This is a genomic window from Butyricicoccus sp., assembly GCF_050872565.1.
Lineage (GTDB): Bacteria > Bacillota > Clostridia > Oscillospirales > Butyricicoccaceae > Butyricicoccus_A.
Genome location: NZ_JBNMHC010000497.1, coordinates 1 through 1,238, shown reverse-complemented (window position 1 = coordinate 1,238; position 1,238 = coordinate 1). Strand labels below are relative to the sequence as shown.

The following is a 1,238-nucleotide window of genomic DNA, read 5'->3' as shown; positions in this document are numbered from 1 at the left end:
ACAACCTTCGGGTCGGTTGCTGCTTCATGCAGCATACGCAAAAACGGTTTGATGCTCTCATACGGATAGGAGAGCAGCTTGTCGTTCTGGCGCACTTGATCGAGTACCGGAATCTGACGCTGAATGCTCGCAGGCTGACGCGGCGAACGATGCGGGTAAAACAGAGCGCTGTTGCCGCGCAGGGTATTTTGCAGCATGAACAGATATGACAGATCCAGCGGTGTATTGTTTTTGAATACAGCGTATTCTTGAGTTTCCAAGTGCTTGCACAGCAGCTTGACAATGCGTTTGTCAAGGACACGACTCATTTCCAAACGAATCGGTGCCAGACGGCGGCGTTTTTTCATCAAACCGCTCATAAACTCGCGATAGTCCAAATCCTCGTCATATAACGCATCGGCATCAATATCCGCATTTCTGGATACACGAATCAACGATTTTGCCTTGACGTCATAATTCGGAAAAATCTTGGTGATAAAGTGCAGAATCAGCTCTTCGCTGAGCATATATGTCTTGGGACGTTCGGAAACTTGTACCAGACGCGGCAGGGCACTGCTGGAACAAGCGACAATGCCCAAGCGTTCCTTTTTCTTGTTCGGCTTTTTGAGTACCGCTGCTGCATAAATTTCCTGATTGCGTAGGAACGGGAAGGGCTGTCGTTTGTCCACAACAATCGGAGACAAAAGCGGCGCAACTTCTCGGTCAAAGAAGCCTTCCAAATGTTTGCTTTCCTCTGCATCAATGGTATGGAAATCAACAACGCGCACACCGGCATCTTCCAGTTCCATCATCAGTTCGGTAAAAATTTCATCTTTTCGAGTATTTAAGCGGTGCACATCTTCAAAAATGCATTGAATCTGTTCCGTAGATGTCATATTGGTTTTGTTGTCTCGAATTTCCTGATCCGAATGCATTTGATCGACATGCGTGCCGACACGTACACGGAAAAATTCGTCCAAATTGCTCTGATAAATCGACAGAAACGACAACCGTTCTGCAAGCGGTACATCTTTTCGCGCCGCTTCCTCTAATACTCGTTCATTAAATTTCAGCCAAGACAGCTCTCTGTTGGCGTATACCGTTTCGTGCATAGATAAGACCTCATTCCTTAGTATACTTCCCAGTCTAAGGGGTGTATGTTTAATCTTATGTCATGCAAACGAAAAATCTTTGTAAAGTGGGAAGAATGATTTACATATCTTCCCATCTCGACATGATTCCAGAAATATGATACAATT

At 45.4% G+C, this 1,238-nt stretch carries 1 pseudogene; it reads right to left on the bottom strand.

The window, feature by feature from the left end:
* A pseudogene (locus ACR0P9_RS12875) lies at positions 1-1,091 on the bottom strand (polyphosphate kinase 1); the annotation flags it as partial.
* Between the last annotated feature and the right edge of the window lie 147 nt (positions 1,092-1,238).